Source organism: Bartonella capreoli, assembly GCF_902813205.1.
In the GTDB taxonomy this organism is placed as follows: domain Bacteria; phylum Pseudomonadota; class Alphaproteobacteria; order Rhizobiales; family Rhizobiaceae; genus Bartonella; species Bartonella schoenbuchensis.
The window spans coordinates 313,328-325,651 of record NZ_CADDZX010000001.1 but is presented as its reverse complement, the minus strand read 5'-3'; the positions used below and the strand labels follow the sequence as shown (position 1 = coordinate 325,651).

The 12,324-nt window shown below is 39.9% G+C and carries 13 protein-coding genes; 5 read left to right on the top strand and 8 right to left on the bottom strand.

The features are described from left to right. Window positions 1-125: 125 nt before the first annotated feature. Window positions 126-1,358 carry a ubiquinone biosynthesis hydroxylase gene (locus J7R05_RS01310; RefSeq protein WP_208540987.1) on the top strand — a complete coding sequence of 411 codons (1,233 nt, stop codon included), beginning with the start codon at window positions 126-128 and terminating at the stop codon, window positions 1,356-1,358. A gap of 302 nt (window positions 1,359-1,660) precedes the next feature. On the opposite strand, the gene J7R05_RS01305 is transcribed toward J7R05_RS01310, so the two are convergent. The 7 genes from J7R05_RS01305 to rimM form a co-directional block, all read right to left on the bottom strand. Beyond that, on the bottom strand, window positions 1,661-2,440 hold the full coding sequence (locus tag J7R05_RS01305) for a succinate dehydrogenase iron-sulfur subunit (protein WP_078690221.1): 780 nt from the start codon (window positions 2,438-2,440) through the stop codon (window positions 1,661-1,663). Between the two features lie 14 nt (window positions 2,441-2,454). Then, the gene (gene sdhA, locus J7R05_RS01300; RefSeq protein WP_208540857.1) at window positions 2,455-4,299 is read right to left on the bottom strand and encodes a succinate dehydrogenase flavoprotein subunit; all 1,845 of its coding nucleotides are present in this window, start codon (window positions 4,297-4,299) and stop codon (window positions 2,455-2,457) included. A 5-nt stretch (window positions 4,300-4,304) separates the two neighbouring features. After that, window positions 4,305-4,691 (bottom strand): succinate dehydrogenase, hydrophobic membrane anchor protein, encoded by a 387-nt coding sequence (sdhD, locus tag J7R05_RS01295; protein WP_208540856.1) that lies wholly within the window; start codon window positions 4,689-4,691, stop codon window positions 4,305-4,307. Between the two features lie 18 nt (window positions 4,692-4,709). Then, window positions 4,710-5,111, bottom strand: coding sequence for a succinate dehydrogenase, cytochrome b556 subunit (sdhC, locus tag J7R05_RS01290; RefSeq protein ID WP_078690223.1), 402 nt, complete (start codon window positions 5,109-5,111; stop codon window positions 4,710-4,712). A 1,043-nt stretch (window positions 5,112-6,154) separates the two neighbouring features. After that, the gene (rplS, locus tag J7R05_RS01285) at window positions 6,155-6,592 is read right to left on the bottom strand and encodes a 50S ribosomal protein L19 (protein WP_208540855.1); all 438 of its coding nucleotides are present in this window, start codon (window positions 6,590-6,592) and stop codon (window positions 6,155-6,157) included. A gap of 240 nt (window positions 6,593-6,832) precedes the next feature. Next, window positions 6,833-7,531 (bottom strand): tRNA (guanosine(37)-N1)-methyltransferase TrmD, encoded by a 699-nt coding sequence (trmD, locus tag J7R05_RS01280; protein WP_208540854.1) that lies wholly within the window; start codon window positions 7,529-7,531, stop codon window positions 6,833-6,835. Between the two features lie 57 nt (window positions 7,532-7,588). Further along, on the bottom strand, window positions 7,589-8,116 hold the full coding sequence (gene rimM, locus J7R05_RS01275) for a ribosome maturation factor RimM (protein WP_208540853.1): 528 nt from the start codon (window positions 8,114-8,116) through the stop codon (window positions 7,589-7,591). Between the two features lie 134 nt (window positions 8,117-8,250). On the opposite strand from rimM, the gene J7R05_RS01270 reads away from it, so the two are divergent. Both J7R05_RS01270 and J7R05_RS01265 read left to right on the top strand, forming a co-directional pair. After that, a complete protein-coding gene (locus J7R05_RS01270) occupies window positions 8,251-9,081 on the top strand; it encodes a SapC family protein (RefSeq protein WP_208540852.1) in 831 nt (276 codons plus the stop codon). Between the two features lie 15 nt (window positions 9,082-9,096). Beyond that, window positions 9,097-10,113 carry a tyrosine recombinase XerC gene (locus J7R05_RS01265; protein WP_208540851.1) on the top strand — a complete coding sequence of 339 codons (1,017 nt, stop codon included), beginning with the start codon at window positions 9,097-9,099 and terminating at the stop codon, window positions 10,111-10,113. Here the strand turns inward: J7R05_RS01265 and J7R05_RS01260 are convergent. After that, window positions 10,080-10,358, bottom strand: coding sequence for a BolA family protein (locus J7R05_RS01260; RefSeq protein ID WP_208540850.1), 279 nt, complete (start codon window positions 10,356-10,358; stop codon window positions 10,080-10,082). The two genes, J7R05_RS01265 and J7R05_RS01260, sit on opposite strands and share 34 nt — an antisense overlap. 124 nt (window positions 10,359-10,482) lie before the next feature. Between J7R05_RS01260 and J7R05_RS01255 the strand changes: the two genes are divergently transcribed. Further along, window positions 10,483-11,100: a J domain-containing protein gene (locus J7R05_RS01255; protein ID WP_208540849.1), complete on the top strand. Its 618-nt coding sequence runs from the start codon at window positions 10,483-10,485 to the stop codon at window positions 11,098-11,100. Between the two features lie 209 nt (window positions 11,101-11,309). Further along, window positions 11,310-12,299, top strand: coding sequence for a cobaltochelatase subunit CobS (gene cobS / locus J7R05_RS01250; protein ID WP_208540848.1), 990 nt, complete (start codon window positions 11,310-11,312; stop codon window positions 12,297-12,299). Window positions 12,300-12,324: the final 25 nt, after the last annotated feature.

Here is a 12,324-nt window from a genome sequence, read left to right as displayed (position 1 = left end):
TTAACCACTCTTATTACAGCAATTTCTTAATTAAAACTGTAAAAATAATTTTTAAAAAGGGTATTATTTTCATTTAAGAGCTAATAAACTACATAAAAGTAGAAAGAAATGTAGTGTCTTTTAATATGAATCAAAATATAAAACAATGTGATCTCCTCATCGCAGGGGGAGCAATCGTTGGTTTAACACTTGCGCTAGCGCTCAAACAAGCCGCACCTGAATTGAGAATAAACATTGTCGATGCCCCCTCTCAAGAGAATACACCTAATAAAAAAAGACAAGCGCTAGCTATTTCCGCTGCTTCTATCCGTATGTTAAAGCAATTGCAATGCTGGGAACATATTAAGCCTCATGCTCAACCTATTCATTCAATGCTCATTACCGATGCGCGCGTTAATGATCTTTTCAAACCAACCCTTTTAACCTTTGAAGGAGATATCACCCCTGGCGAGCCCTTTGCCGTTATGATTGAAAATAAAGAGCTTACTGCTGCTTTAAAAAAACGTGTAAAAGAACTGAATATCTCTTTCATCAAAACTGCACGTGTTATTGATTTTTATCAAGAAGACCACCACACAACTGTTACCTTAAGCAATAAAGAAATTTGGCAAACACAATTGCTGATCGCAGCCGATGGAACACGTTCCAAACTACGCGAGAAAGCAAACCTTAAAAACTTTGTGCACCCCTATAAACAAACAGCAATCATATGCACTATCGAACATGAAAAACCCCATCATGGTCAAGCAATTCAACATTTTTTGCCTGCCGGGCCTTTTGCTCTTTTGCCCCTTAAAGGCAATCGATCAGCCATTGTATGGAATGAAGACCATCAAACCGCTCAATATTACCTTAAAGCTGATCCTCTTATTTTTGAAACAGAACTCGAAAAACGTATCGGTCACCGATTTGGAAAACTAACTTGGGATGGCGAACGCCAAGGATTTCCCTTAGCCCTTTCGCTAGCATATTCTTGCATTAAACCCCGTTTTGCTCTTGTGGGAGATGCTGCCCACACAATTCACCCCATTGCAGGCCAAGGTCTTAACTTAGGGCTTCGTGATAGTGCAGCTTTGGCTGAAGTTATCATTAAAACAGCACGGTTAGGTCTTGATATTGGGTCAATCATCGCTCTTGAGCGCTATCAAAATTGGCGACGTTTCGAAACCGTGCGTATGGCCTTGAGTAATGACTGGATCAACAAGCTCTTTTCTAATGATACCCTATTTTTGAGAGTACTGCGTGATATTGGTCTTGGATTTGTTAATCAGAGGCCAAAAATAAAAAAATATTTCATTCAAGAAGCTTCCGGCCTTACCCCAAATGCCCCACGCCTTTTACGTGGACTCCCGCTCTAAATGAACCACAGCACCCCTCTTCCCCTTTTTAAAAACAGTAAAAGCCCTTATTTACACAACCGCACCTATCGTATCGTTCACGAACACAAGTGCGTTTCAAGAGCACAACACATCTCAAAAACACAAGTATAATTTCAAGGTGCTAATAGATTCTAAAATGCACAATACAAAAGAAAAGCAAGTGCACAGCAAAAAATTCAATAACCCCACCTTCCAAAGCATATAAAAAAGACAAGGACACATATGCCCCCACTTCCTTCTATTGCTTTTGTTTCTAGCTAACTTTCTAAGCTAACAATTTTTTAAAGACGGCGTTCAACCATAAGTTTTTTAATCTCAGCAATCGCTTTAGCCGGATTTAAACCCTTTGGGCAAGTTTGCGTACAATTCATAATCGTATGGCATCGATAAAGCCGGAAAGGATCTTCCAAATTATCAAGACGCTCCCCACTCATTTCATCACGCGAATCAGCAATCCAACGATAAGCCTGAAGCAAAACAGCAGGCCCTAAATAACGGTCACCATTCCACCAATAACTTGGACACGATGTTTGACAACACGCACAAAGAATACACTCATAAAGACCATCAATTTTTTGACGATCAGAATAGCTTTGCAACCACTCTTTTGCAGGCTCAGGTGAAACAGTTTGCAACCAAGGCTCAATAGCACGATGTTGCGCATAAAAACGCTTCAAATCAGGAACCAGATCTTTAACAACCGGCATAGAGGGAAGAGGATACACCTTGATGGGATGTTTCACATCATCCATCCCTTTAGTACAAGCTAGCGTATTGACCCCATCAATATTCATCGCACATGAACCACAAATACCCTCACGACACGACCGACGAAGCGCCAAAGTTGGATCAATATGATTCTTAATAAACAAAAGACCATCAAGAATCATCGGACCACATGCTGAACGATCCACATAATAGGTATCAAGACGAGGATTATCCTCATCATCAGGTGACCAACGATAAATGTGAAATTCTGTCAGCTGTGTCGCACCTTCAGGTTTAGGCCAAATCTTTCCAGCCTTTACACGAGAATTTTTGGGAAGCCTAATTTGAACCATGACTCATTCTCCCCTTAGTAAACACGTTTTTTAGGCACAATGCGCTTTAAGTCTATACCGCCATCTGCCTCAGATGTTAATGGATCCACGTGAACAGGCCGATAGGATAATGTCACTTTCCCATCTTTTGACAAATGCGAAAGTGTATGGCAACGCCAATTTTTGTCGTCACGCTCTGGATAATCTTCACGTGCATGCGCCCCACGGCTTTCTAAACGCGCAGCCGCAGAATGAACTGTCGTAATAGCATTTGCCATCAAATTCTCAAGCTCTAATGTTTCAACCAAATCAGAATTCCAAATCAACGAATGATCTGTCACTTTAAGATCAGAAAGTTCATTCCAGAGTTTACTTACACGCTGACATCCTTGCTTTAAAGAATCTGCCGTACGGAATACTGCAGCATCTTCCTGCATAGTCCGCTGCATTTTTTCACGCAACACCGCCGTTGGTGTATGCCCTTGAGCAAAACGCAAACGATCAAAACGTGCCATAATTTCATCAACAGCTGTTTCATTAATTGCCGGAATCTCTGCATTGCGGTCAATTATTTTTCCTGCACGAATTGCAGCCGCACGCCCAAATACCACAAGATCAATCAGTGAATTGGAACCCAAACGATTGGCACCGTGAACAGATGCACACCCTGCCTCACCCACAGCCATCAACCCCGGTTGAACACAATCAGGCGAATCACTTGTTGGATTTAAAACTTCCCCATAGTAATTGGTAGGAATACCACCCATATTATAATGAACTGTTGGTAAAACCGGGATAGGGTCTTTTGTCACATCAACACCTGCAAAAATTCGTGCTGATTCAGAAATCCCCGGCAAACGTTCATGCAATATAGCAGGATCAATATGATTGAGAACCAAATGAATATGGTCCTTCTTGGCACCAACCCCACGCCCTTCACGAATTTCAAGCGTAATACAACGTGAAACCAAATCACGTGAAGCCAAATCTTTAAAAGAAGGCGCATAACGCTCCATAAAACGTTCACCTTCAGAATTGATCAAATAACCACCTTCTCCACGCGCCCCTTCTGTGATTAAACAACCAGAACCATAAATACCCGTGGGGTGAAATTGAACAAACTCCATATCCTGAAGCGGCAACCCAGCACGTGCAATCATTCCACCGCCATCACCTGTACATGTATGGGCTGATGTAGCAGAAAAATAAGCACGTCCATAACCACCTGTTGCCAAAACAACCATTTTAGCAGAAAAACGGTGAATTGTACCGTCATCTAAATTCCACGCCACAACACCTGTACACACACCATCGGTCATGATCAAATCAAGCGCAAAATATTCAATAAAAAATTGCGCATTATGCTTTAAGCTTTGCCCATAAAGCGCGTGCAAAATAGCATGCCCAGTACGATCAGCCGCCGCACAAGTACGTTGAACTGGCGGACCTTCTCCAAACTGCGTCGTATGCCCACCAAAAGGCCGTTGGTAAATTTTACCCTCTTGTGTACGCGAAAAAGGAACCCCATAATGCTCTAATTCATAAACAGCAGCAGGAGCATTGCGCACCAAATATTCCATCGCATCAGTGTCGCCAAGCCAATCAGAGCCTTTCACTGTATCATACAAATGCCACTGCCAATTGTCAGGCCCCATATTTGCAAGAGACGCTGCAATACCGCCTTGTGCTGCAACTGTATGTGAACGAGTGGGAAAAACCTTTGTAATACATGCTGTCCTTAACCCCTGTTCAGCCATGCCAAGGGTTGCACGCAAACCTGAACCGCCAGCGCCAATAACAACAACATCAAATTTATGATCTACATAATGATAAGGAGCATGACCCGCTTTAGGGCCCAAAGACGATACTGTAGCCACCATGTTGGTTAAACTCCCAATACGATTTTTAAAAGAGCAAAAATAATGAAACCACCCAAAACACAACAAAATAAGGTGTTTAATACTAAAAATAATATCCGCAAATTTCCATGTGGAATATAATCTTCAATAACAACTTGCATTCCAAGTTTCATATAATAAAGGCTTGAAAAAGTCATCAAACCCATTAAAACCGCCACAATAGGGTGCGAAAGTCGTGCATAAATAACATCATACCCCTCCCCCACAAGCGAAATAACAAGAACAATAAAAAATATCCAAAGCAGCACACTGGTAAAACTCGTCAGATTTTCTAACCAAAAATGCCCTGTTCCCTCATGCGCACTTCCAAAACCACGCACTTTCCCAAACTCTGTTCGAAAATCTTTTTTCATATTTCTCTCCATCCCCTATCAAGACAACCCATATCCAATAACCCAAATTGCGCATGTCACAATAAGGGTAATAAACACAGTTGCCCAAGCAGTCGCAGTTGCTTTTTCTTTTGCTAAAAGACAAGGCTTCATATTCCAAACAAGATGGCGAATACAGCCAACCATATGGTGAACCCCAGCAAGCGTAAAAAGAAATAACACACACAACCCCGGGAAAGATCCATAAATCCCATTAACCGTTTTAAACGTATCACTCCCGCAAGCGATTGCCCCCAACCAAATGGCAAAACATATCATTCCAAAATAAAGCGCTACACCAGTGATACGATGTGCAATCGACATCGCCATAGTAATCGACCAACGATAAATACTCAAATGGGGAGAATAAGGGCGATCTTTTATCCTAGATGTCTCTATCATAAAAACTCTGACCTGACTTTTATTGCAACTTTATCGCAAACGAGAAAACTCATAATAAACGATCAAGCACATTCCAATTTTGATACCTAAAGGCGCACATTACAGGTCGGTTATCTCAAATAACGGATTAAAGGTCGCGCATAAAAAAAACCGATTAGCTTATAGCAATAAACCATAAAGCCTGCTTTGTTTAGTACAATTTTATCTTCACGTCAAAGGCTTAAACATTGTTTCTTCAACGCAAACATGTATTTTTTCAAACGCACTCAAATCCCACCCGTTAAATAGTAATGAAATACTTCACAATATTTACAGTTTAAATCATTAACTATATTAAATCATTATGAAAAAACGAATACCGCTCTTCTTTATAGAGAACTTTCAAATTACGCTTAACATTAAAATAAACTTCCCCTTATTAAAATAAGCTTCTCTTTTAAAGACAAACCCCTCTCTCTTAAAAGATCAATAGATTGAACCCAATAATCCACACATACCAAATTCAACTTCAATAACAGTGTTACAGCTTTTTGCTTATATTTGTTCCTTCATCAAACCCGCATTTCCTTCATAAAAATACATTGAAAGACTCATTATAACGAAAATTATTGGAATAACTTTTAATTCACACGACCAAGGAGGTGCTATCTCTACATCTCCTCCAATCTCCCCATTTTTAAATGTACCCATTTTTATAAGAGCATATCGGTTTCTTGATAGTTTTTGTGTAAGCAATTTTTGCATCAAAAAAGTAACAAACAATTCATTACAAAAATATTGTTAAAGTTAACCACTACACACATTTTGTAAGATCAATACAAAGCAAATAAAATATTAAAAGACACCTTTCATTTTTCCATGAAAAACAAAATGATTCTCTAAAATTTGATCACCAAGCATCTCTTATAAGCATCTCTATAGGGATCTCTCTTATTTTGTATAAAATTCCTTGATAAAGAAGTTCTTTTTAATCGCAATTCTCCCTCACAAAGCAAAAAAGCGGCATAAAAGCCGCTTTTTTTAAAAAAACTTTAAAGAAATATTTATTCAGCAGTCTTGTCTTCAACTTTTTCTGCAACGACTGTTTTTTCTCCTCCCTCAGAAACCTTAGCATTCTTACGGTAATCTCTCTTTTCAGCGATACGTGCAGCCTTTCCTCTTAAACCACGAAGGTAATAAAGCTTTGCACGACGAACCTTACCCCGACGGACAATCTCAACACCTTCAACCAAGGGAGAATACATTGGAAACACACGCTCAACACCTTCGCCATAAGAAATCTTGCGCACTGTAAAGCTCTCATTCAAACCACCGCCCGAACGTGCAATGCAAATTCCTTCATAAGCCTGAACACGTGTGCGCGTACCTTCCGTCACACGGACCAAAACGCGCAATGTATCTCCCACCTGAAACGCTGGAAATTGGCGTTTTTCTTCAATTTTTGCGCATTGTTCAGCTTCAAGCTGCGCTATAATATTCATTTCTTTCATCCTTCATGTTCTTTTCGAACAGTCAGAGCCTTCAACTCTTACCACAAAGCTGCCTTTCACACAAAAAGGATATTCTTTGGGTTCTGCTTTAAACACCTGGGCTCTGCTTTAAACAAGAGCGAATACACTATTTTTTTCTTTTAGAATTTATTTCTTTTAAATCCATAGAAAGCTTTTTTCAAAAAACTCTCTTAAAAGTGCGTTGTGCAATACACCATCTTTAAAAATGAATCAAGCTTTTCGAAGATTTTTGGTATAAAGAGCATAAAGGTCAGGTCGACGTTGACGTGTTAAGCATTCGGCCTGCTCTTGACGCCAATTTGCAATAGCTTTGTGATGGCCTGATGTCAATACCGGTGGAATAGTAAGTCCTTCAAAAACTGAAGGACGCGTATAATGGGGATACTCAAGCAAACTATTCTCAAAACTTTCACATTCTCCAGAAGCTTGATTGCCCATAACACCGGGTAAAAGCCGTACAATTGCATCCATAAGAACCAATGCAGCCACCTCTCCACCTGAAAGAATATAATCACCAATTGAAATTTCTTCTAATTTTCGCGCTTTTATCACGCGTTCATCAACCCCTTCAAAACGACCACACACCAATATCGCGCCTAAACCACGCGCCAAAGAACGAGCATAGTTTTGGTTAAAAGGGCGTCCCCGTGGGCTCAACAAAAACCTTGGCAAATCAGGGGGGCAACTATCAATTGCAGCAGCTAACACATCTGCCCGCATCACCATACCAGCACCACCACCAGCCGGTGTATCATCAACACTGTGGTGTTTGTCAAAAGCAAAGTCTCTAATCTGTACTGTATTGAGCGACCATATCCCTCGCTCTAGAGCCTGCCCTGCTAAAGAATAACCCAATAATCCTGGAAACATTTCAGGATAAAGTGTTAAAATATGTGCTTGAAATCCCATGTTTATTCTCTCATCCCACTCTTTTTGTTCAAATCTCCCTTGTTTATTATTCTTCTTTCATGCAACCAAACCAGCTGCCACTGGATTGATCACAATAAAACCAGAAGCAACACAAATTTCCGGCACAGCCGCCTTGCTAAATGGAATGAGCTCTCTCTTGCCACCATCTAAACGGATTTCAAGCAAATCACCAGCACCAAAATTAAAAAAACCGCTCACTTCACCAAGAAGTTTGTTTGCATCATCATAAACGCAAAGCCCAATCAAATCGATTTGATAAAATTCATCCTCAGCCAAATCATCAAGCAATTGATCCCGCTTAATATAAAGGTTAATTCCCTTTAAAGCTTCAGCAGCACTTCGCTCCTCCACCCCTTTAAAACGCACAATTGCATCGTTTTTTTGCACCCGAAATGTTGCAATTTCATAACAGCGCCCTCCTTCATCATAAAGGATACCGTAAGTCTTTAAGCGCTGAGGCTCACCTCCCAATACCTTAACCCAAACATCCCCCCTGATTCCGTGGGCTGAACCAATAATAGCAAGACAAATTGCCTTTTTAAGTTTTTTTCTCTTTTGTTTCATGTATAATATCATCTCTTCTAAAAAGAAAGAATCATTATATACTTAAATTATTGTCCATTAGAGCTTGTTGCCATACAAAAATTCTATAAAAGCGTATTTTGTGGCATAGAGTGAATGAAAAAAGGAGAAGTCTGATGGCGAATATTATGCTTTTTTATAAAAATGTTACTCCAATCAACAAGACCTTTCATAAAAGTCTTAAATTCAATCCCTCACAAGATATGTCCTTTGCAAAGGATACTCATTGGGTTCCCCTAGCAAGTGATGAATATTTTCAAGCTGCTCTCGATTACCCTATCTTGTTTATGAGTGCAGAAGATGAGCAAAAAAAGCGCCATTACACATCCATCGCTCTTGTAGGTCTTTCTAATGATGTAAATAATTACATTACTGCTGATAAAAGTTGGCAACGTGACACTTATATCCCTGCTTTTATTCGTCGTTATCCTTTTGTTCTTGCACAAATACAAGATCAAAAAGAGCTTTCCGTTTGTTTTGACCAACAATCTGGTATGTTTAATGACGTTACCGGTATAGAACTTTTCAATTCCGATGGATCTATTTCTCCCTTCATGGAAGAGCGTATCAATTTCCTCGAGCACTTTAAAATCGGTATGGAAAGAACGGCTGAATTTATTGATACCCTTGTTAAGATGGACCTTCTTAGTCAAAAGTCAATTAATGTTAAAAACGACAAAGGTCTTTCAGCTCAATTAGAAGACTTCTGGATTGTTGATGAAGAAAAACTTCATAAATTACCCGCTCATCAACTTGCTAAATTGCATAAAAACGGCTTTTTAGGGCGGATTTTTGCGCATCTTTTATCAATGAATAACCTTCTAAAGGTACTCTCTTTAAAAGGTGAAAGTCAAGCCGTTGCTAATTCTGTGGAACAGAAAGAAAAAACAAATGGGCAGGAGGCTAGTTCTGAAAAACATACAAAGGAAAAAAATACCCTTAACTAGGAATGTCCTCCAATAATGACAACAAAAAAAGGCCAAAATGCTCCTCTGATCCCAGCGGAGCAAGGTCTTTTGGTTGCAAGAAAAAAATGGCTAGAGGGTCTTGTAAAAACGCGTCGTATGGCTACACACACAGCACAAGCTTATGAACGCGATACACGACAATTTTTGATTTTTTTGTGTCATCACCTCGGGCATGAAGTAACTTGCAAAGACCTTGCTGATTTGCGTGTAGTTGATTTGCGTGCTTATTTGGCTCATCGGCGTACGTTAAAAATAAGTGCACGCTCTTTAAGCCGAAATGTAGCGAGTTTGCGCTCTTTTTTCAATTACTTATCGCGTGAGGGTATCGTTGATACCCTAGCTGCTAAACTTATTCGCACACCAAAACACCCAAAGCTTTTACCTAAACCTTTGAACGTACAAGCAGCATTGCATATCATCAAACCAGAAAATCAGCAAGAAGATGAACCATGGATTATTGCCCGTAACGTTGCTGTTTTAGCACTCCTTTACGGCTGCGGAATGCGAATATCAGAAGCTTTAGCACTTACACCGGAACAATTTTCTGATCCAGAGATAACAAGTTTATCTATAATAGGAAAAGGGGGTAAAACACGCCTAGTTCCACTGATTAAAACCGTTTACGAAATGGTAGAGGCTTATCTTAAATGCTGCCCTTACTCTTTAGTGAGCACTCAACCAATGTTTCGTGGTGTTCGAGGTGGCCCGCTACAACCGGCTATTATTCAACGCCTTGTTCAAAATTTACGTGCTCGTCTTGGTTTACCAGAAACGACTACACCCCATGCATTGCGTCATTCTTTTGCAACCCACCTTTTGTCGCGTGGAGGGGATTTGCGTACCATTCAGGAATTACTTGGCCATGCCTGTTTATCGACAACACAAGTTTACACCCACATTGATACAGACCGCTTATTAGAAGTTTATCAAAAAGCACATCCTCGTGCTTCAAAAGTCATTGAATCAGAAAAACCATCTCAAATAGCTTCAACTTCAAGAGCCAAAGCATGAATATGCGTCGTTAATTCTTGCTGTAAAACTTTATAAATCGCCCGGTGTCTTTCTACCCGTGACATACCTGAAAAAGAAGAAGAGAAAATTTTCACCCGAAAATGCGTTTCCCCATGACTATTAAAAACACCACCTTCATGACGATGCCCCGCATGAAGACTGCTTTCATTAATCACTTCAAGTTTTTGTGGGCAAAAAGCATCACGAAGCTTTGTTTCGATGACTGTTTGAATCACAGTAGACATTTTTTCTTTACTCTCCACTAAAATGGATAGTGTAATTAGCCATCTTCGACACTACATTAAGTATGAAAATAAATTTTCAAAGTCAATCCTTGTCAAACACACCGATTTTGCATAAACCAAAAACATGGCTACAACATCTAAACTATTTGATTCAATTCGTATCAGCTCCAATAAAAGAAAACAAGGTGAAGCACAAGCCCAACAGTGTCAATGGGAGGGGTGTGAAAAAACCGGGGTGCACAAAGCACCAGCAGGCCGTAATCGTGAAGGGCAGTATTTTTACTTTTGCCTTGATCATGTACGTACTTATAATAAAGACTTCAATTATTTCTCAGGCCTTAGCGATAAAGATATCGCAAATTTTCAGAAAGACGCCCTCACAGGGCACCGCCCTACGTGGTCTACTGGGAGCAATAGTGCATCAAAAAAAACATCCCCTCATTATGCAACAATTCGCTCTGGAACAGCGGCTTATCAAAACCGTATGCGTGATCCTTTTTCATTTTTCACCAAACGTCACTCAGCCAGTACAACCTCACGAAAATTAAAACCTTTGGAAGCCAAAGCTTTTGATACTTTAGGGTTACAAGCCAATGCCTCAGCTGAGGATATTAAAACAAAATATAAAGAACTGGTCAAAAAACATCATCCTGATGCCAATGGTGGTAACCGTTCTTCAGAAGAACGTTTCCGCGATGTTTTACACGCCTATAATTTACTCAAGAAATCCGGCCTGTGCTAAAGGAGGATCACCGTGCTCAAAGCAATCCACTTTAGTGCAAGCTGTTTTCTTGTTTAATTTACTTGTTTTAAAAGCACCATGAAATATTAAAAAGTGATAGATCTCAATCCCCATTCCCTCTCTTTCTAAAGAGCATTGCATCAGCAATTGATGTCTTGTATTGTTTTTCAACTCAAATAATAAAGAGTGGATACCCTTCCAAAAAAACAATGACAAAACCAAATCACGCTACCGATGTTCCTGATATCACAGTCTGCGCTCGTGATATATTTCATATTGATACAGACATGAAAGTACCCGCTTTTAGCGCAAAAAGCTTACATGTCCCTGACTTAGATCCCGATTATCTTTTTGACCAGCAAACAACTTTAGCCATTTTAGCAGGCTTTGCTTTTAATCGTCGTGTTATGGTTTCTGGCTATCATGGCACTGGTAAATCAACACATATTGAACAAGTTGCAGCACGTCTTAACTGGCCTTGTATTCGAATTAATCTTGACAGTCACGTCAGTCGCATTGACCTTGTTGGAAAAGATGCCATCGTTTTGAAAGATGGCCTACAAATTACTGAATTTAAAGATGGCATTTTACCCTGGGCTTATCAAAATAACATTGCTCTTGTTTTTGATGAATATGATGCAGGCAGACCTGATGTTATGTTTGTTATTCAACGGGTACTTGAAGCCTCTGGACGGTTGAGCTTACTCGATCAAAGCCGCGTTATCGCTCCTCATCCAGCATTTCGCCTTTTTGCAACAGCAAATACCATTGGCCTTGGCGATACAACAGGGCTTTATCATGGCACACAACAAATTAACCAAGCCCAAATGGACCGGTGGTCTATTGTGGCGATATTAAATTATTTACCCCATGACCATGAAGTTGACATTGTCTGTTCAAAAGTCAAACATTTCCAAACATCTCAAAGAAAAAAAACAGTTTCACAAATGGTGCATGTAGCCAACATGGTACGCCAAGCCTTTATCAATGGTGACCTTTCAACGGTTATGAGCCCGCGCAGCGTAATCACCTGGGCAGAAAATACTGAAATTTTTCAAAATGTTGACTTGGCTTTTCAATTAACCTTTCTTAATAAATGTGACGAACTCGAACACTCAATCGTTGCAGAGTTTTACCAACGTGCTTTTGGAAAAGAGCTTACCAAATCACTCAATTTATCCAAATCACTCAATCTATAATGTCTGATCTTTAAGGAATGCGTCA